We start from the raw sequence: 16,907 nt of genomic DNA, 5'->3' as shown, positions 1-16,907 counted from the left end.
ACTGTTCTTTGTCCGGCCAGGGCACCGCGAAATCGTTTCGCCGCCGACGATAACGCTATGTTTATCCGGCAGGGCTAGTTATCTTGCCGATCGCACCACATGAAATGCGACGATCGCCGGGGATTGGCGCGCGATGGCTGAAGACGAACACCGGGACAAACGCAGGCAGCGCGTCTTCAAGGGCGCGACGATCCTGACCGGCATGACCAGGTCCGAGGTCACGTGCACGGTGCGCAACATGCATGACGGCGGCGCCGAACTGAAGGTCTCGATCGATGCTCGCGTGCCCGACGAATTCCTGCTCTATGTGCCGACCGACGGCATCGCCTACAAGGCAGTGGTCCGCTGGCGCCGCGAGGACCGCATCGGCATCATGTTCACCGGCACCGAGCCAAAGCCCCACTGGCACTACGGCTAAATCCCCCGAACCGCGTCCTCTGAGCAGTCGACGAAGTTAGGAGAGAAAATCTCCTAGAATACCCCGACGAGCAGTGCGGCCCCGGCAAGGAAGACAGAGGCGGAGACCCACAGGACCCAAAGTCCCCGCACCCTGCAGTCGAGAACGGCCGCAGCGGGATTGGCGGGATCGTAGTGGACCTCGACCTTGTCGCCCTGGAGGTAGCGCTGCGATTGACCGCTGACGAGGCCTGGCAGCGAGGCCGTCAGGTTCGAGCCGAAAGCGACGCGGTCGGAGGCATAGCGCTGGCCGGCGACGCTATAGCTATAGACGACGCGGGATTTGAAGACCGTTCGCCAAGGCCGGTACCCACCGTCCTTCAACCTGTCGCGGATCTGGAATTTCTGCAGGCCCGATGCGTCGATGCGTCCCGTGGTGACAGGCCATCTGGCCGCCTGTTCCGCTAGCGACTTCTGGGCAAAGCGCATGCGCAAGGTAAATAGCCCCATCACAAGCAGCAGGGCCCCCGCGCCGAGGTTCTGCGGCTTGGGCAAATGCGGCCTGATCGCCTCCAGGACGCCGCCGACGGAGAAGACCAACACCATGGCGCCAATCACCAGCCCCGCCGAAAGCTGGATCATAAACTTGAGGGCGCCGTCGGGCATGGTGCGCTCGATCACGGCCTCGGCCGGATCGGACGGGTCGTAGAAAACGGTTACGTCGGCTCCCTTGGGAAACCGCGCAAGGGTTTCGGGAACGGCGAAGTTTCCGACATTCTCCTGCACGCTATAGCGCGAACTGCGGAACGTTTTCCCGCCCACCTTGTACTCGAAGGTGATCGCCGGGAAGCTTCGAGTCTCGGTTGAACCTCTGCGTCCCGAGCCGGATCCCGAACTGGTCACTTCGCGAGCCTCCACTCGTGACGAGAGGATCTTTCCAGGAGTCGGAAACCAGCGGCTGACCGCCCTCACCTCTCTGCACTTCAACAGTGTGACAACGGTCAGCATGCCGGCGACCACGCAGGCGAACCCGACCAACAGAAGTTTGAGTTCCAAATCTGCCCCCTCGGCAACGCATGCCTGCGCATGCATACCACGGCAGCGAGCATACCGCGTCTTTTCAAATACCGGCGAGATCACCAGCCATTGATGTGAAAAAAGCCGGCGGAACGCTCCGCCGGCTTTTCTGAGCATTGATAAAATCGTGAATTAATTCTTGGCCTTGTCGACCAGCCTGTTCTTCGAAATCTCCCGCGCGCCCACAGGGCGAAGCCCGAGGACGCGCAAGGAAACGAACGTGGATTTCGATCAGTTCTTGGCCTTGTCTACCAGCTTGTTCTTAGAAATCCACGGCATCATCGCGCGCAGCTTGGCGCCGACTTCCTCGATCTGGTGGCTGTCGTTGTTGCGGCGGATGCCCTTGAAGCGCGACATGCCGGCGCGGTATTCCTGCATCCATTCCGAGGTGAACTTTCCGGTCTGGATGTCCTTCAGCACGCGCTTCATCTCGGCCTTGGTGTCGGCGGTGATGATGCGCGGGCCCGAAACATATTCGCCCCATTCGGCGGTGTTCGAGATCGAGTAGTTCATGTTGGCGATGCCGCCCTCATAGATCAGGTCGACGATCAGCTTGACCTCGTGCAGGCACTCGAAATAGGCCATTTCCGGCGCGTAGCCGGCTTCCACCAGCGTCTCGAAACCGGCGCGGATCAGTTCGACCAGACCGCCGCACAGCACAACCTGCTCGCCAAATAGGTCGGTTTCGCATTCCTCGCGGAAATTGGTCTCGATGATGCCCGAACGGCCGCCGCCGACACCGCAAGCGTAGGACAGAGCGAGATCGAGCGCATTGCCCGAAGCGTCCTGGTTGACCGCGACCAGGCACGGCACGCCGCCGCCCTTCTGGTATTCGCCGCGCACCGTGTGGCCCGGCCCCTTCGGCGCAATCATGACGACGTCGACCGAGGCCTTCGGCTCGATCAGGCCAAAGTGCACGTTGAGGCCGTGGGCGAAGGCGATCGCCGCGCCGTCGCGGATGTTCGGCGCGATCTCGGATTTGTAGATGTCGGCCTGCAACTCGTCTGGCGTCGCCATCATCATCAGGTCGGCCCATTTGGCAGCCTCCGCCACGCTCATCACCTTGAGCCCGTCGGCCTCGACTTTTTGGGCGGTCGCCGATCCGGCCTTGAGGCCGATGGCGATATCCTTAACGCCGGAATCCTTGAGATTGAGCGCATGCGCCCTGCCTTGGCTGCCATAGCCGATGATGGCGACCTTCTTGCCCTTGATCAGATTGAGATCGGCGTCGCGATCGTAATAGACACGCATTTTTCTTCCTTCCCGTTTTTGAATTCAGAGCATGATGCCGAAAAGTGTGAAGCGGTTTTCGGACGACATCATGCTCTATCTCTTTGATTTAGAGCCGGATTCAGATTTCAGGTCGACTTGACCTGAAATCATCCGGCTCTAGGGGGCCTTGCGGCCCGGTTTTTGCTCCATAAAGAGCGAGAAACTGCTGCGTCGCCCGGACGGCATCGCCGCCGATCGCCGCATCAGTCATTTCCAGCCGGTCGCCGAGCAGAAGGCGAATCTGCACGTCACGGGCGACCAGCCCGAAAAAGGTGCGGAATGCCGCTTCGGCATCGGAGAACTCGAGAAGCCCGGCCTGCCGGCCGGCCTCCAGCACCGGCTTCAGGCGCCTGGCCAGCGCGAAGCGGCCGTTCTCCAGCACGATGGCGCCAAGATCGTCGTTCCCCGAGCCAGCACGGCCAATGGCGACGCGGTTCAGCGCGATCGAGGTGTCGCTCGAAATCACCTTGAGCCAGTCCGAAGCGAAGCGTGCGAGGCTCACCGTCAGCGAAGCAAGGGTAAGCCCCTTGCCGTCGACCGGCGGCACGCGCACCTTCGAGGCCTGCCATTGCACCGTTGCCGTCAACAGCCCGTCGCGATCGCCGAACCATTTGTAGAGCGTTTCCTTGGAACAGCTCGCCCGCCGCGCCACGGCGGTCATGGTCAACTGATCGCCCTCCTCGACCAGCAGGCGAAGTGCGGCATCGAGCACGGCTTTCTGCCGCTCCGTCAGCGCTTCGCCGTTGTCGATGTCGACGGTTGCCTGCAACAAGCTGTTTTCCTGCTCGATAACGGCGGCAGCCAGGGCCGTACCGTACGTTACGGTTCGGCATGTCTATGATGTATTGTCGGACCCGGTGCAAGCCCTATCTCCGCTTTTTGACGTCGATAGCCGTCATCGCATGTGTTCTTGGTGTCGTTGCCTGGTGGCAGACCGGTAGTCTCGCCTATCTCATCGGGGCGGTGTTGATCATCCTGCCCTGGCCATGGACGCTGATCGCAATGATGCCGACAAACCGATTGCTGGAGGCGATGGACGCGGCCGGCACCAATCCGCAGGCCCGGGCGTTGATCGTCAAATGGGGCAATCTGCACCTGGTTCGCGTCATGCTTGGCGTGCTGGCGGCACTGGCGTTCCTCCGGGGAAGTGCCTGACGTCGCCGCAACCGATCTTCAGCGCCAATGGGCCACATCACTCCAGCATGGCCGGATGACGCAGCCGCCCAAGCAGAGCCGACAAGGTTTCCAGGTCTTCATTGGAAAGCTTGGCACCGACCAGTTCCGCGATCGATTGTCCGTAGACGGCCCACATGTGGCGGCGCGTCTCACGCCCTTTCTCAGTAATGCGGATGGTCTGTCCTCGCCCGTCATCGGCAACCCTGAGCTTCTCGACCAGCCCGTCCGCTTCGAGCCGCGCCAGCAGCCGGGAGATGTTGTATTGCGCAAACAGGGTGCGCTCGATCAGCTGGAATGGCCGCAAGCCGCCCTCGCCGGCTTCGGCAAGCTCATGCAGCACATCGTACCAGGCAAGCGGCGGTAAGCCAGCGTCCTTCAGCGCGTCTTCGGCTCTTTCCACCAGCTGACGCGAAACGCGCATCAGGCGCGCCCAGGCCTTGATGGCCGCCGGCGAAGGGTTGGTCTGCTCCGTCATGGTTGCAGCATAGGCGATAGATGCAATTGCATCAAGCTTGACGATCGATGCAAATGCATCTATATAAATGCAATTGCATTGATATCGGAGTACTGCCATGAAACATGAAATCTGCAAGGTCGCCGACATCCCGGAGACGGGCAGCCTGATCGCTCCATTCTTCGGCCGCGAAGTCCATGTCTACCGCAGCGGCGAGCGTATCCGCGCCGCCGCCAATGTCTGCCTGCATTTCGGTGGGCCGCTCGACTGCAAGGACGGCAAGCTGGTCTGCCAGTGGCATGGCGCCTCGTTCGACATGGCGAGCGGGGATCGGGTCGAAGGCCCGGCGTCCAAAGGCTCCCGTCTCATGTTCCTCTCCACCCGCGTCGAGGACGGCGCGTTGAACTATGTCTGGGGAGAATGAAATGACCGACAAGCTCGCTCTCGTCAGCCATCCCCTATGTCCCTATGTGCAGCGCGCGGCGATTTCGCTCGCCGAAAAGGACGTGCCGTTCGAACGCCTCACCATCGATCTCGCCAACAAGCCGGCCTGGTTCAAGGCGATATCGCCGCTCGGCAAGGTACCGCTGCTGCGCGTGCAGCAGAATGGCGAGGAAACCGCGATCTTCGAATCGGCGGTCATCCTCGAATTCCTTGAGGAAACGCTGGCCAACCCACTCCACCCTGCCGACCCGCTGGCCCGCGCACGGCATCGCGCCTGGATCGAGTTCGGCTCGGCCATCCTCAACGCAATCGGTCGACTCTATTCCGCACCGACCGAGGTCGCCTTCCTTGCCGAAAGCGAAGGTCTGTCGGCAATGTTCGATCGTCTCGAAATAGAACTGACGGCTGGCCGAGCTGGGCCATGGTTTGCCGGCGAGCGCTTTTCACTGGTCGATGCTGTCTATGGACCAATCTTCCGCTATTTCGACGCCTTCGATCGGATCGGCGAGTTCGGCATCCTGAGCGGAAAGCCGCGTGTCGAGGCCTGGCGGAAGGGATTGCACGAACGCAAGTCGGTGAAGAACGCTGTCGCCCCGGATTACCCACAGCGCCTTCATGCATTCCTGCAAGCGAAGGGTTCACATCTTTCGAACCTCACCCGCTGCTACGAGGCGGCCACCGCCCTTCCTTGATACCGATCCGCCTGAACGGATCGACCGCGGTTCCAGCCACCATCGATCCTTCAGCGGTATCGCCAATCAAGCCGTCGCGCTTGGCGTTGCCACTCCAGCACTGATGGTTAGGTCTCGGTAGCGTCGAATGCGTTCCGCGCGTCGCGCACAGCGCCATGATTGAGCTCGGCCCACTGGAGCAGCTGGTGCAGGGGTCCGAACATCGAGCGTCCGAGATCGGTCAGACTGTATTCGACGCTCGGCGGCTTGGTCGGGAACACCTCGCGATGGACGTAGCCGTCGCGCTGCAAATCGCGCAGCGTCTGGGTGAGCATGCGCTGTGAAATGTCGGGTACCAGCCGCCGCAATTCGCCGAACCGGTACGGCTTTTCTGCGAGCGCCATCATCAGCAGCGAACTCCATTTGTTGCTGATGCCTTGGATCACATCGCGGACCGGACAGTCCGCAATGTTGGCCCCGCCGCTGCCCGCTTTATAAATCTCGAGTTTCGATCTCAGACTAGCGATTTTGCTGTCCATCGCTGGTTCCCTGCGCCTGCCTACCTCCCGCAAAACTGCCTTCTTTACGAGGATAGATCAATTCCTATTTTAGTGCTGGTCTCTTTTTGAGACTTATATAAGCACCCGCCGCCCCGGCGCAACGACAGGACTTCCCATGACCGAAACCCTTCTCGTCACCGGCGCCTCCGGCCAGCTCGGCCGCGGCGTCATCCATCATCTGCTGGACACGCTCAAGGTTCCGCCCGCACGCATCATCGCCGCCACCCGTAATCCGGAAAACCTCGCCGACCTGGCGACGCGCGGCGTTGCCATCAGGCAAGCCGATTTCGATGACACGGTGTCGCTCGTCGAGGCATTCAAGGGCGCCGGCAGGGTCCTGATCATCTCGACCGGCGAGATCGACCTTGGGGGCAAGCGCCTCAAGCAGCACGAGAATGCAGTCGCAGCTGCCAAAAAGGCCGGCGTTTCACATCTGCTCTACACCTCGATGCCCAATCCGGAGCCGGGATCGCCGGTGCTGTTTGCGGGCGATCACTACGGTACCGAGCAGGCTATCAAGGCGAGCGCCATCCCCTACACGATTTTCCGCAACGGCTGGTATCAGGAGAACCTGTTCATGTCGCTGCCGCACGCCATTGCCTCGGGGCAGTGGTACACATCGGCGGCCGACGGCCGCATCGCCCATGGCGCTCGTGACGACATGGCCGCGGCGATCGCCGCCGGCCTTGCCTCGGGCGCTACTGAAAGCACCACATACACGCTGACGGGTCCGCAGGCCTACACTGTCGCCGAGATCGCGACCCTGGTGACCGACGTCACCGGCAAGCCCATCGAGGTCGTTCAGCTTTCGGATGAGGCGTTGACCGAGGGCCTGAAGGCTGCCGGCGTTCCCGAAGGTTTTGCCCCCGTCGTCACTTCCTTCGACACCAACACGCGCTCCGGGCGGATCGCCATGGTGACCGACGCGATCGAGACACTTTCAGGCAAAAAGCCGAAATCGTTGAGGCATTTCCTCGAGGCGAACAAGTCAGCTCTGGCCGGCTGAACGCCGCGAAGGTTCCGACAACGGCCGTGCCCTTCGACAGGGCACGGCCTTTTTCTAGATTGCTACCTGCGTCCCGATCTCGACCACACGTCCGGTCGGAATCTGGAAATACTCGGTCGCATCCGCTGCCGTGCGCGCCAACCCGATGAACAGCTTGTCCTGCCACACCGGCATGCCGGAATTGGGTGACGCCTTGAGCGAGCGCCGCGACAGGAAGAAGGAGGTCGTCATGATGTCGAACTTCCAGCCCTGCTTGCGGCAGATCGCCAGCGCGCGCGGGATGTTTGGCTGTTCCATGTAGCCGAAGGTCAGCGTCACCCGCATGAACAGCTCGTTGATCGTTTCCATCTTGACCCGCTCGCTATCGGGCACCATGGGCTGCTGCGCCGTCACCACCGAGAGGATGACGTTCTGTTCGTGCAGCACCTTATAATGCTTCAGGCTGTGCATCAGCGCGGTCGGCGCACTGGCGGGATCGCTGGTCAGAAACACGGCCGTACCGGACACCAGCTGCGGCTTCTTCTTCAACAAATTGCCGGCAAGGAAATCGAGCGGGATCTCATTCCTGCGGGTCTTGTCGAACAGATACCTGGTGCCTCTTATCCAAGTCCACATGGTCATCACGATCACTGCGGCAATGGCAAGCGAGGCCCAGCCGCCTTCGAATACCTTGACGATGTTGGCTGCAAAGAAGCCGGTATCGATGAAGACGAACACCGCCATCAAGGCGATCGCGACGGCGAGCGGCCATTTCCAGATGCGCGTCATGACGACAAAAAGCAGTATGTTCGTCACCAGCATGTTGCCGGTCACCGAAATACCGTAAGCCGAGGCCAGTCTACTGGATTCGCCGAAGCCGACCACCAGCAGCATCACCACCAGCGCCAGCAGCAGGTTGACGCGCGGCAGGTAGATTTGGCCCGACTGTTTTTCCGACGTATGCAGGATCACGAAACGCGGCAGCATGTTGAGCTGTACTGCTTGCCTGGTCAGCGAGAAGGCGCCGGAGATCACCGCCTGGCTGGCGATCACGGTCGCCGCCGTCGCCAGCACCACCATCGGGATAAGCATCCAGCCTTCGTTCATCTCGAAGAAGGGATGACCGACGACACCGCCATTCGCCAGCACGAAGGCGCCTTGCCCGACATAGTTGAGCAACAGGCAAGGAAACACTACCGCCAGCCAGGCAAGCACGATCGGGTTGCGCCCGAAATGGCCGAGATCGGCGTAGAGCGCCTCGGCGCCGGTGACGGCGAGAAAGACCGCACCAACCGTGACGAAGGCAACTTCGGGCGAGTTGACCAGGAATGACACGATATAATGCGGGCTGATTGCCAGCAGGATTTCCGGGTCATCCATGATGTGGTTGAGGCCGGAAAGACCGATGGCCAGGAACCACAGCGCGGTAACGGGCCCGAACACCAATCCCACGCCGCCGGTTCCGAACCGCTGGACCGCAAACAGGATCGCCAGAATGACCAGTGTCAGCGGCACGACATAGGGCTGGAAGGTAGGGGTGACAACGTTCATGCCCTCGACCGCCGATAGCACTGAAATTGCCGGGGTGATGACTGCGTCGCCGAAAAATAGAGCCGCGCCGACGATGCCGATGCCGAGGATCGCCGCCGAGTGTGCCGGAAAGCTGCCGCGTGCCAACGCCATCAGAGACAGCGTGCCGCCCTCGCCCCGGTTGTCGGCGCGCAGCACGAACATGATGTATTTGACGGTGACGGTTATCATCAGCGACCAGATGATCAGCGAAAGCACGCCAAGGATATGGCCGCGGTCGGCAACGTTGCCGCCAGCCGAAGCGCGCAACGCCTCGCGAAACGCATAGATCGGGCTGGTGCCGATATCGCCATAGACCACGCCGAGCGCACCCAGCATCAGAACCTTGGTGCTGTGCTGTTCAACCTCAGGATGGCTTGATTGTTCGACTGGTTCTGCCTCACTACCACTGTTGGTAAGGGCCATGGACGACACTCCGATAAGCGGGCGGTGCTCTACGCTTGCTGCGATGCAATATCAAGTGCCCCAACGTGATGGCTGCCATGTCCGCAAAGCGAGGCTTCCATCCCTACCACCCACAGGCCTTCAGAAATCTTTTGCACGTACCGGCCATGCCATACTCCAACGCATCGGCTGTCAACCCATGTCCGATCGACACTTCGGCCAAAGCCGGGATGCGCTTTGCCAATGCCGGCAGGTTGGTCACCACCAGATCATGGCCGGCATTGACCTGAAGCCCGGCGGCAAGCGCGGCATCCGCGGTTTTTCCCAATCTTTCCAGCTCTTTCGCCGCTTTTGCAGAATCGGAATGATAGCTGCCATATGGACCCGTATAGAGCTCGATCCGGTCGGCGCCGGTGTCGCGCGCGGCCTTCATGCCTGCCGGATCCGGGTCGGAAAACAGCGACACGCGAAAGCCTCCCTTTTTCAGGCGCTTGACGATCGGTGTCAGGAACGCCGCCTCGGCGGCGAAGTTCCAGCCATGGTCGGAGGTTGCCTGGGCAGGGTCGTCGGGCACCAGCGTCACCTGCTCCGGCTGGTGCTTTTCCACAAGCGCCAGGAAATCCTTGCTGGGATAACCCTCGATGTTGAACTCTGCCTCGGGGAATTCATCGTCGATCAGCGCCCTGATCTCCGGCAGGTCGGAATGCCTGGTGTGCCGTTCGTCGGGCCGCGGATGCACTGTCAGCCCATGCGCGCCCGCGGCAAGTGCGATGCGTCCGAGCCCGGTGACGCTTGGCCACGGCAGGTCGCGCCGGTTGCGCAGCATGGCGATGGCATTGAGATTGACGGAGAGTTTTGCAGGCATGGCTTCTCGGGTCCGGATGTATTTGCGGCCATCTATACCGCCTTTGGCGGGAACAGACAGGGGGTTTCCGGTGTTCCAGAGGGACGTATAATATCCAGCAAGAGGAAGACCCGTGAATTATCTTGAAGCCGTGCCGGCGGTTCGCCGCATCGACACCGACCGCGACGACCTGTTCGCCATCGACGTCGTCGGCCATGTCACGGCGGCCGATGCGGAAAACCTGTTCGGTTTGCTGGAGGCGGCTTACGCGCTGCACCCGAAAATCGACGTGCTGGTGCGCCTGATCGACCATGATGGCGTCGATTGGGTCGATGTGTCGGACGAAACGCTTGAACAGGGCACGGCCCATGCCGTGGAGCATGTCGGCCGCTGCGCTGCGGTCGGCGAGCCGAACTGGGTACCGGACGCGCAGGCTTTGCTGCCTGCTTCCCTGCCCGTCGAGCTCAGGCATTTCGGGGCAGAGGACGAAGCATCCGCCTGGGAATGGCTCGGCGCCAGACCGCTTGCGCCACGCTGACGCAGTCACAGTCCTGGCTCGATCCGCCTATCTGACAATCGTCAGCCGTTCGGCCGCGCGCGTGATTGCGGTGTAGAGCCAGCGCTGGCGGGTTTCCTTGAATGCCCAGCTTTCGTCGAAAAGCACGATCTCGTTCCACTGCGAGCCTTGCGCCTTGTGCACCGTCAGCGCGTAGCCATAGTCGAAATTGTCGAAGCGCTTTTTCTGCTGCCAGGGAATATCGGCGTCAGGGTCCTCGAACGCCGCTTTGAGCAGCTTGATCTTGGCAACGCCGCGGTCCGGATCGTCCTCCTCCGGTGAGACCAGTAAATTGATGCCGGGTTTCACCGTCTCGCGCGACGAGGTCATCACCTTCCACAGCGAGCCGTTGAGCAATCCCTTGGCCGGGTCGTTACGCAGGCAGACGAGCTTGTCGCCGGCCTGAGGGTAGTCGGCATTGAACCCTTTCAGCTCGCGCAGCCGCTGATTATAGCGACGCCGCGTCCTGTTGGTGCCGACCAGCACCTGGTCCGCCTTCAGCACCAGTTCCTGGGTGACGTCTTCCTTGCCGATCACCTGCGCCGTGCCATAATCGCCGCGCATGAATTCGCGACCCTCGCGGACGTCGAGCGCCAGCCGGATGATCGGGTTGTCGCGCGCCTGCCGGTGGATCTCGGTGAGCAGAATATCCGGCTCATGGTCGGTGAAGAAGCCGCCGCCCGAGATCGGCGGCAACTGGCCGGGATCGCCGAGAACGAGGATCGGCGTGCCGAAACTCATCAGGTCGCGGCCGAGCTGCTCGTCGACCATCGAACATTCATCGATGACCACGAGCTTCGCCCGCGAGATCGGGCTCTGCCGGTTGAGCGAAAAGGTCGGCGATATCAAGGTCTTGCCGGTCACCTCGTCCGCCACCGATTCCTCGCCCTTCGGCCGGTAGATCAGCGAATGGATGGTGCGGGCATTGACCGCGCCCTTGGAACGCAGCACCTGCGCCGCCTTGCCGGTGAAGGCAGCGAACTGCACCTGGCCGTCGACATGCTCGGCGAAATAGCGCGCCAGCGTCGTCTTGCCCGTGCCGGCATAGCCGAACAGCCGGAAGAGCTGCGGCTTTCCGGCCTTGAGCCAGGTGGCGACGGCTTTCAGCGCGTCGTCCTGTTGAGGAGAGAATTCCATCAGCGCGAGAGACCGGATTCGCGAGGGAAAGACAAGGCCGACGGCCATTAACCAAGTTCGTCGGCAGCGGGCCGCACCGCCAATGACGCAAGTTATCAGGCAGAGGGCGGAACGTAAAGAGAACGAAGTCGAGCCGCCACGACCTAGCCGGTCGGGCCGCCACGACCTCCGGTCGGGCTGGGATCGTTCTCGAGCAGGATCGGCTTGCCATGTGGCGTCGCATGCGCGGCGCGTTCCCAGGCGGCAGCGAGCGCATCGACGTCGCCCTTGCCGGCAACGCCTTTGGCCGACAGCAAATTCTCCAGCGCCGCGAGCCAGTGCTCGTAATAATCGTGGCCATCGCTTGCGACACCCGGTTTCCTGACCTCGGCGGACAAGGCGTCTGCCCATTCGCTCCAGGAGAACAGGCCCTTGTCGTGCAGCGCAACGGTCATGGCGAAAGCTTCCGCTTGCCATGGCTCTGCGAACACCGGCGCATCGACGCCAGCAGGCAGCGTGGCGGTGACTGACTTCGCCTCACGCCGGCTCAAGATAGCTCTCCCAGGCGTCAATCGACACTGTCAGCGTCGGGTCGGCGCCGGCGCCCCAGATCTCCGCGCCGTCAAAAACCACCGTATAGACCCATTGCGGGTTTTCGCCCTGGCCGTGCGCATTGGCGTCGGGGAAGACAAAACCATCGCGCACCGCCTCGACGGCGCCCTGCTTGCCGCGTGCGTAGCGCGGCAGCCTTGTGTGGCCGGTCGGATGGAAATTCTTCGTCCGCACGAGGTCGCCAGCCTTGAACCGCGCCGGCGTGGCAACCGGCCGGTCGCAGGGGCCGCCCTTAGCCAACACTGCCGACACGTTTTCGGCCCTCAGCACCCGCTTTGGCGTCGCGGCAGGATCGACCGCCTTGCCCGCGGCCAGATCACGGTCGCTGACAAAACCATGCCGCTTCAGCAAGGTTTCGAGCGCCTTGATCCAGATCTCGTAGTAGCTGGAGCCATAATAGTCGGCGGGATGCAGCGATTCCCGCGCATGCCGGCTCTCGTCGATGGTCCAGGCGCCCATGGCGCCGGCGCACAAGGTCACGCCAAGCGCCCGCCTTTCCCAGGCGGCATGGAAATAGGGTTCGTCCTTTTCGGCTGCGACCGGCCCGAACCCCATCTGCCCGCCAAGATCCTGCGGCCCGTTCATGCCGGCTCCCGCGCCAGTCCGGTGCCGATCATCGCGTCGCGCGTCACCAGATCCGCCAGCAGATCCTCGCTCCAGCCATCGGTGCCCTTCGGCCGCATCGGCACGACCAGGTAACGCAGCTCGGCGGTAGAATCCCACACCCGGATCTTTGTCGTTGCCGGCAAGATCAGCCCGAATTCCTCGAGCACGCCGCGCGGATCTATGACCGCGCGCGAACGATAGGGCGGCGCCTTGTACCAGACAGGCGGCAGGCCGAGCACCGACCACGGGTAGCAGGAGCACAGCGTGCAAACGACGAGGTTGTGCGTGTCCGCCGTGTTGAACACGGCCTGCATGTGCTCGCCCTGCCGGCCGGTGTAGCCGAGCGAGCCAATCGCCGCCGTCGCGTCGCGTTTCAGCAAAACGGCAAAGTCAGGGTCGACCCATGCCTTCGCCACCACCTTGGCGCCATTGCGCGGGCCGATTTTTGTCTCATAGGTGTCGACGATCACGTCGATCGCGGCCGGATCGATCAGTCCTTTTTGGGTGAGGATCGTCTCCAGCGCGCGCACCCGGGCGGCAAAAGGATCAAGTTCGTTGTCGTGGTTATGGGACACGGCCGTAAATTACGGCTGCAAGCATTCCACCGCAAGCGCCACGGCTTGGGCCAGCAGACATCGGGCGCACCGACGACCTTGCGGCTTCTATTCCGCTGCCGCCCTCTGCGGCTCGCCTTGCAACGTCAAGAAGCCTTCGACACGCCGTGGTTCGGTGGTCATATCTGGTGTAACTCGCAGCCTCGTGCCGCGGTTTCACCAAATAGAATAGAAGGCGCCGAAGGCAGTGCACAACAAAGCGACAACTACCGCAGCATCGGCCACAGTGTCGCTGCCAGCAGCACGCCCATGGCGATGTTGAACCATTTAAGCCGCACCGGGTCCGACAGAAAACCGCGCAGCGCCATGCCGAAGCCTGCCCACACCGAAACACTCGGCAAATTGACGACGGTGAAGGCTATCGAGATCAACGCCACCGAGAGAAACGGATGCTCCGGAATGGCATAGACGGCCATGCCGGTGATCGCCATCACCCACGCCTTGGGATTGACCCACTGGAACGCTGCCGCATCGATGAACCGCATCGGTCGCGACTTGGCCTCGCCCTTGCTGCTGAGCGAACGCGACACGGCGATCTTCGAGGCGAGATAGAGCAGGTAGACGCCGCCCGCGATCTTCAATCCGGTGTGCAGCACCGGAAACGCAGTCAGCACCGCGCCCAGCCCGAAGCCGACGGCAAGCAACAGCACGAGGAAGCCGATGCTGATGCCCAGCATGTGCGGAATGGTTTTGGCGAAACCGAAATTCACGCCGGAAGCCAGAAGCATGAAGTTGTTCGGACCAGGCGTGATCGAGGTCACGAAGGCATAGACCAGCAAGGCAAGGAACGCATCGAGGGTCATTGGCTTCTCCCAAGCAGGTCAGCAATATTGTCCTTTTACCTCAGACGCACAAAGGCCACCTCACGGCGGCAGCCGGGCCAGAAGGTCAGGATCAAGCCGACAGAATAAATACGGGCGGTGCCAGAGCACTGGACCCAAAGCGCCGGATGATCACATCCCTTGCGGGCCGCGGTTCAACGCCGCCACGCCGGTGCGGCAGATTTCGACCAGGCCGAGCGGTTTCATGATGGCGATGAACTGGTCGATCTTGGAGCCTTTGCCGGTGATCTCGAAGATGAAATGCTCAGTGTTGGCGTCGATGACGCTGGCGCGGAAGGCATCGGCCAGCCTCAGCGCCTCGACGCGGCCTTCGCCGGTGCCGGCCACTTTCACCAGCGCGAGTTCTCGCTCCAGCGGCCGTTCCTGGCCGAGCTCGTGCGAGCGCACGGTGAGATCGACGACACGGTGCACCGGCACGATGCGCTCGAGCTGGTGCTTGATCTGCTCCAGCACATGCGGCGTGCCGCGCGTCACGATGGTGATGCGCGACAGATGCTTCTCATGTTCGGTTTCGGAGACCGTCAGGCTCTCGATATTGTAGCCGCGCCCGGAAAACAGGCCGATGACCCGGGCAAGCACGCCCGGCTCATTATCGACCAGCACGGACAGCGTGTGAGTCTCCGGCTTTTCAGTTTCCTTGGCGATGAAGTAGGCCGAGCCGGTCGGTTGAAGCTGTGCGTTCATGACATGAATCTCGATTTCAAACTTTTGAACTGTTTTTCTGTTTCCACACTGCTTCTTCCGACAGCCCTGCCTCGGCTTGAGCGTTAGGCGTTACACCAGTTCCCTGCCCTTGGCGTCGATGGCGTTGGCCACCGCCTCGTCCGTCGCCTCGTCAGGCAGAAGCATCTCGTTATGCGCCTTGCCCGACGGGATCATCGGGAAGCAGTTGGCAAGTGTCGCCACCCGGCAGTCGAAAATCACCGGCTTCTTCACCGAAATCATTTCCTTGATTGCGTCGTCCAGTTCGTCCGGCTTCTCGCAGCGAATGCCGTGGGCGCCATAGGCTTCGGCAAGCTTGACGAAATCCGGCATCGCTTCGGTGTAGGAATGCGACAGCCGGTTGCCGTGCAGAAGCTGCTGCCACTGCCGCACCATGCCCATATACTGGTTGTTGAGGATGAAGATCTTGATTGGCGCTTCGTGCTGCACCGCGGCACTCATCTCCTGCATCGTCATCTGCACAGAGGCGTCGCCGGCAATGTCTATGACCAGCGCATCCGGGTGCGCGATCTGCACACCGAGCGCCGCGGGCAGGCCGTAGCCCATCGTGCCGAGCCCGCCGGAGGTCATCCAGCGATTCGGCTTCTCGAAATGATAGTGCTGCGCCGCCCACATCTGGTGCTGGCCGACCTCGGTGGTGATGTAGGTGTCCATGTCCTTGGTCAGCGCGTAGAGCCGCTGGACGGCATATTGCGGCATGATCACATCGTGGTTCATCTTGTAGGCAAGCGAATCCCGAGCCCGCCATTTCGCGATCTGCTCCCACCACGGGTGCAGCGCCTTCTTGTCGGCCTTGGCGGTCGCACGCCACAGCCGCACCAGATCCTCCAGCACCCGGCCGACATCGCCGATAATAGGCACATCGGTATGGACGTTCTTGTTGATCGACGACGGATCGATATCGATATGGATCTTCTTCGAGTTCGGCGAGAACGCGGTGAGCCGGCCGGTGATGCGGTCGTCGAAGCGCGCGCCGATGCAGATCATGACGTCGCAATCATGCATCGCCATGTTGGCTTCATAGGTGCCGTGCATGCCGAGCATGCCCATCCAGTTCTTGCCCGAAGCCGGATAGGCGCCAAGGCCCATCAGCGTCGAGGTGATCGGGAAGCCGGTTAGGTCGACCAGCTCGCGCAGCAAATGGCTGGCTTCCGGGCCGGAATTGATGACACCGCCGCCGGTATAGAGGATCGGCCTTTTGGCGTTGGCCATCAGCTCGACCGCCGCCTTGATCTTTTCCAGATCGCCCTGGACCTTAGGCTGATAGCTCGTGCGCGGCGCCGTCTGTGGCGGCACATAGATGCCCTTGGCGAACTGCACGTCCTTCGGGATATCGACGACGACCGGACCGGGGCGTCCTGTCGTCGCGACGTGGAAGGCCTCGTGGATGATTGCCGCGAGCTCGTTGACATCCTTCACCAGCCAATTGTGTTTGGTGCAGGGGCGCGTGATGCCGATCGTGTCGCACTCCTGGAACGCGTCCGAGCCTATCAGCGAGGTCGGCACCTGACCGGTCAGGCAGACCAGCGGGATCGAATCCATCAGCGCATCCTGCAACGGCGTCACCGCGTTGGTGGCTCCCGGCCCCGATGTCACCAGCATGACGCCGGCCTGGCCGGTCGAGCGCGCATAGCCCTCCGCCGCATGACCCGCGCCTTGCTCGTGACGGACGAGGATGTGCTCGACCTCGTCCTGTTGGAAGATTTCATCATAGATCGGGAGAACCGCGCCGCCCGGATAGCCGAAAACATGCTTGACGCCATTGTCCTTCAGCGCCTGCACCACCATTTCGGCGCCAGTCATTTCGGTTCTTGGCATTTCGCGCCGTTCGTTCCGTCCACTGCTCATCGGTCTGGTCCCGTACTGTCCGCCATCGGGCGATTGCTGGTCGTTTAGTCGTGTTTCGGGCAATAAAAAAGGCCCCCGAGGGAGCCTGTGTCTGCGCATGGGAGGTTTTCGCCCGGCGGTTACACCGCCTTGCCCAC

Annotated in this window: 20 protein-coding genes; 6 read left to right on the top strand and 14 right to left on the bottom strand. The window is 61.9% G+C overall.

Annotated elements, in window-relative coordinates:
• Window positions 1–133: 133 nt before the first annotated feature.
• Complete coding sequence (locus AC0L14_RS15085) at window positions 134–418, top strand: PilZ domain-containing protein (protein WP_123151893.1); 285 nt, start codon at window positions 134–136, stop codon at window positions 416–418.
• Window positions 419–471: 53 nt separating this feature from the next.
• Here AC0L14_RS15085 and AC0L14_RS15080 read toward each other — a convergent pair whose 3' ends face one another.
• From AC0L14_RS15080 to AC0L14_RS15070, 3 genes are all read right to left on the bottom strand, one after another.
• The gene (locus tag AC0L14_RS15080; protein ID WP_473526626.1) at window positions 472–1,452 is read right to left on the bottom strand and encodes a DUF3592 domain-containing protein; all 981 of its coding nucleotides are present in this window, start codon (window positions 1,450–1,452) and stop codon (window positions 472–474) included.
• 252 nt (window positions 1,453–1,704) lie between these two features.
• The gene (ilvC, locus tag AC0L14_RS15075) at window positions 1,705–2,724 is read right to left on the bottom strand and encodes a ketol-acid reductoisomerase (protein WP_258123577.1); all 1,020 of its coding nucleotides are present in this window, start codon (window positions 2,722–2,724) and stop codon (window positions 1,705–1,707) included.
• A gap of 100 nt (window positions 2,725–2,824) precedes the next feature.
• Window positions 2,825–3,517, bottom strand: coding sequence for a TetR/AcrR family transcriptional regulator (locus AC0L14_RS15070; RefSeq protein WP_473485317.1), 693 nt, complete (start codon window positions 3,515–3,517; stop codon window positions 2,825–2,827).
• A gap of 107 nt (window positions 3,518–3,624) precedes the next feature.
• On the opposite strand from AC0L14_RS15070, the gene AC0L14_RS15065 reads away from it, so the two are divergent.
• Window positions 3,625–3,900, top strand: a complete 276-nt coding sequence (locus AC0L14_RS15065; protein ID WP_473526625.1) for an anthrone oxygenase family protein — start codon at window positions 3,625–3,627, stop codon at window positions 3,898–3,900.
• A 37-nt stretch (window positions 3,901–3,937) separates the two neighbouring features.
• On the opposite strand, the gene AC0L14_RS15060 is transcribed toward AC0L14_RS15065, so the two are convergent.
• The gene (locus AC0L14_RS15060; protein ID WP_473526624.1) at window positions 3,938–4,396 is read right to left on the bottom strand and encodes a MarR family winged helix-turn-helix transcriptional regulator; all 459 of its coding nucleotides are present in this window, start codon (window positions 4,394–4,396) and stop codon (window positions 3,938–3,940) included.
• A 97-nt stretch (window positions 4,397–4,493) separates the two neighbouring features.
• Between AC0L14_RS15060 and AC0L14_RS15055 the strand changes: the two genes are divergently transcribed.
• Window positions 4,494–4,799 carry a Rieske (2Fe-2S) protein gene (locus tag AC0L14_RS15055; protein WP_473526623.1) on the top strand — a complete coding sequence of 102 codons (306 nt, stop codon included), beginning with the start codon at window positions 4,494–4,496 and terminating at the stop codon, window positions 4,797–4,799.
• A gap of 1 nt (window position 4,800) precedes the next feature.
• Window positions 4,801–5,511: a glutathione S-transferase family protein gene (locus AC0L14_RS15050; protein ID WP_473485313.1), complete on the top strand. Its 711-nt coding sequence runs from the start codon at window positions 4,801–4,803 to the stop codon at window positions 5,509–5,511.
• Window positions 5,512–5,618: 107 nt separating this feature from the next.
• Here the strand turns inward: AC0L14_RS15050 and AC0L14_RS15045 are convergent, their stop codons facing one another.
• Window positions 5,619–6,029 (bottom strand): winged helix-turn-helix transcriptional regulator, encoded by a 411-nt coding sequence (locus tag AC0L14_RS15045; RefSeq protein WP_473749968.1) that lies wholly within the window; start codon window positions 6,027–6,029, stop codon window positions 5,619–5,621.
• 136 nt (window positions 6,030–6,165) lie between these two features.
• Here AC0L14_RS15045 and AC0L14_RS15040 point away from each other — a divergent pair, with 136 nt between their 5' ends.
• The gene (locus AC0L14_RS15040) at window positions 6,166–7,056 is read left to right on the top strand and encodes an SDR family oxidoreductase (protein ID WP_473485311.1); all 891 of its coding nucleotides are present in this window, start codon (window positions 6,166–6,168) and stop codon (window positions 7,054–7,056) included.
• Window positions 7,057–7,110: 54 nt separating this feature from the next.
• Here AC0L14_RS15040 and AC0L14_RS15035 read toward each other — a convergent pair whose 3' ends face one another.
• Window positions 7,111–9,030, bottom strand: coding sequence for a potassium transporter Kup (locus AC0L14_RS15035; RefSeq protein ID WP_473749967.1), 1,920 nt, complete (start codon window positions 9,028–9,030; stop codon window positions 7,111–7,113).
• 103 nt (window positions 9,031–9,133) lie between these two features.
• Window positions 9,134–9,874 carry a pyridoxine 5'-phosphate synthase gene (locus AC0L14_RS15030; protein WP_473749966.1) on the bottom strand — a complete coding sequence of 247 codons (741 nt, stop codon included), beginning with the start codon at window positions 9,872–9,874 and terminating at the stop codon, window positions 9,134–9,136.
• 112 nt (window positions 9,875–9,986) lie between these two features.
• On the opposite strand from AC0L14_RS15030, the gene AC0L14_RS15025 reads away from it, so the two are divergent.
• The gene (locus AC0L14_RS15025) at window positions 9,987–10,391 is read left to right on the top strand and encodes a SpoIIAA family protein (RefSeq protein ID WP_473526618.1); all 405 of its coding nucleotides are present in this window, start codon (window positions 9,987–9,989) and stop codon (window positions 10,389–10,391) included.
• A gap of 27 nt (window positions 10,392–10,418) precedes the next feature.
• Here AC0L14_RS15025 and AC0L14_RS15020 read toward each other — a convergent pair whose 3' ends face one another.
• The 7 genes from AC0L14_RS15020 to AC0L14_RS14990 form a co-directional block, all read right to left on the bottom strand.
• Window positions 10,419–11,546 (bottom strand): ATP-dependent DNA helicase, encoded by a 1,128-nt coding sequence (locus AC0L14_RS15020; protein ID WP_473749992.1) that lies wholly within the window; start codon window positions 11,544–11,546, stop codon window positions 10,419–10,421.
• A gap of 143 nt (window positions 11,547–11,689) precedes the next feature.
• Window positions 11,690–12,076: a nitrile hydratase accessory protein gene (locus tag AC0L14_RS15015; RefSeq protein WP_473749965.1), complete on the bottom strand. Its 387-nt coding sequence runs from the start codon at window positions 12,074–12,076 to the stop codon at window positions 11,690–11,692.
• Window positions 12,063–12,722 carry a nitrile hydratase subunit beta gene (gene nthB, locus AC0L14_RS15010; RefSeq protein WP_473749964.1) on the bottom strand — a complete coding sequence of 220 codons (660 nt, stop codon included), beginning with the start codon at window positions 12,720–12,722 and terminating at the stop codon, window positions 12,063–12,065. Before nthB ends, AC0L14_RS15015 begins: the two co-directional genes overlap by 14 nt.
• On the bottom strand, window positions 12,719–13,318 hold the full coding sequence (gene nthA, locus AC0L14_RS15005; protein WP_473749963.1) for a nitrile hydratase subunit alpha: 600 nt from the start codon (window positions 13,316–13,318) through the stop codon (window positions 12,719–12,721). The genes nthB and nthA overlap by 4 nt, the downstream gene beginning before the upstream one ends.
• 245 nt (window positions 13,319–13,563) lie before the next feature.
• A complete protein-coding gene (locus AC0L14_RS15000) occupies window positions 13,564–14,160 on the bottom strand; it encodes a LysE family translocator (protein WP_473485304.1) in 597 nt (198 codons plus the stop codon).
• Window positions 14,161–14,310: 150 nt separating this feature from the next.
• Window positions 14,311–14,883 carry an acetolactate synthase small subunit gene (gene ilvN / locus AC0L14_RS14995; protein WP_123151908.1) on the bottom strand — a complete coding sequence of 191 codons (573 nt, stop codon included), beginning with the start codon at window positions 14,881–14,883 and terminating at the stop codon, window positions 14,311–14,313.
• 90 nt (window positions 14,884–14,973) lie between these two features.
• Window positions 14,974–16,770: an acetolactate synthase 3 large subunit gene (locus AC0L14_RS14990; RefSeq protein ID WP_473749962.1), complete on the bottom strand. Its 1,797-nt coding sequence runs from the start codon at window positions 16,768–16,770 to the stop codon at window positions 14,974–14,976.
• Window positions 16,771–16,907 lie beyond the last annotated feature (137 nt).

The sequence above is a fragment of the Mesorhizobium sp. WSM4841 genome, assembly GCF_055811515.1.
The sequence above is the reverse complement of the archived record's forward strand: the minus strand, read 5'-3'. Positions and strand labels throughout refer to the sequence as shown.

What these genes read in the sequence shown, in the direction of transcription:
- AC0L14_RS15085 (WP_123151893.1), top strand. Translation starts at nt 134, where the DNA reads ATGGCTGAAGACGAACACCGGGACAAACGCAGGCAGCGCGTCTTCAAG.
- ilvC (WP_258123577.1), bottom strand. Translation starts at nt 2,724, where the DNA reads ATGCGTGTCTATTACGATCGCGACGCCGATCTCAATCTGATCAAGGGC.
- AC0L14_RS15060 (WP_473526624.1), bottom strand. Translation starts at nt 4,396, where the DNA reads ATGACGGAGCAGACCAACCCTTCGCCGGCGGCCATCAAGGCCTGGGCG.
- AC0L14_RS15055 (WP_473526623.1), top strand. Translation starts at nt 4,494, where the DNA reads ATGAAACATGAAATCTGCAAGGTCGCCGACATCCCGGAGACGGGCAGC.
- AC0L14_RS15050 (WP_473485313.1), top strand. Translation starts at nt 4,801, where the DNA reads ATGACCGACAAGCTCGCTCTCGTCAGCCATCCCCTATGTCCCTATGTG.
- AC0L14_RS15045 (WP_473749968.1), bottom strand. Translation starts at nt 6,029, where the DNA reads ATGGACAGCAAAATCGCTAGTCTGAGATCGAAACTCGAGATTTATAAA.
- AC0L14_RS15040 (WP_473485311.1), top strand. Translation starts at nt 6,166, where the DNA reads ATGACCGAAACCCTTCTCGTCACCGGCGCCTCCGGCCAGCTCGGCCGC.
- AC0L14_RS15035 (WP_473749967.1), bottom strand. Translation starts at nt 9,030, where the DNA reads ATGGCCCTTACCAACAGTGGTAGTGAGGCAGAACCAGTCGAACAATCA.
- AC0L14_RS15030 (WP_473749966.1), bottom strand. Translation starts at nt 9,874, where the DNA reads ATGCCTGCAAAACTCTCCGTCAATCTCAATGCCATCGCCATGCTGCGC.
- AC0L14_RS15020 (WP_473749992.1), bottom strand. Translation starts at nt 11,546, where the DNA reads ATGGAATTCTCTCCTCAACAGGACGACGCGCTGAAAGCCGTCGCCACC.
- nthB (WP_473749964.1), bottom strand. Translation starts at nt 12,722, where the DNA reads ATGAACGGGCCGCAGGATCTTGGCGGGCAGATGGGGTTCGGGCCGGTC.
- AC0L14_RS15000 (WP_473485304.1), bottom strand. Translation starts at nt 14,160, where the DNA reads ATGACCCTCGATGCGTTCCTTGCCTTGCTGGTCTATGCCTTCGTGACC.
- ilvN (WP_123151908.1), bottom strand. Translation starts at nt 14,883, where the DNA reads ATGAACGCACAGCTTCAACCGACCGGCTCGGCCTACTTCATCGCCAAG.
- AC0L14_RS14990 (WP_473749962.1), bottom strand. Translation starts at nt 16,770, where the DNA reads ATGAGCAGTGGACGGAACGAACGGCGCGAAATGCCAAGAACCGAAATG.